The sequence below is a fragment of the Bradyrhizobium sp. Kon58 genome (assembly GCF_055807455.1).
Genome location: NZ_JBVVOT010000267.1, coordinates 1 through 326, shown reverse-complemented (window position 1 = coordinate 326; position 326 = coordinate 1). Strand labels below are relative to the sequence as shown.

Annotated in this window: 1 rRNA gene; it reads left to right on the top strand. The window is 57.1% G+C overall.

What is annotated here, in order from left to right:
• Positions 1-326 (top strand): 16S ribosomal RNA (locus AC0L20_RS40420); the annotation flags it as partial.

Below are 326 nucleotides of genomic sequence, written 5' to 3'. Positions count from 1 at the left end.
TGGTGGGCACTCTAAGGAGACTGCCGGTGACAAACCGGAGGAAGGTGGGGATGACGTCAAGTCATCATGGCCCTTACGGCCTGGGCTACACACGTGCTACAATGGTCGGTACAGAGGGTTGCCAAGCCGCGAGGTGGAGCTAATCCCACAAAACCGATCGTAGTCCGGATCGCAGTCTGCAACTCGACTGCGTGAAGTCGGAATCGCTAGTAATCGCGAATCAGAATGTCGCGGTGAATACGTTCCCGGGCCTTGTACACACCGCCCGTCACACCGTGGTAACCGTCCTCCCGAAGGTTAGACTAGCTACTTCTGGTGCAACCCAC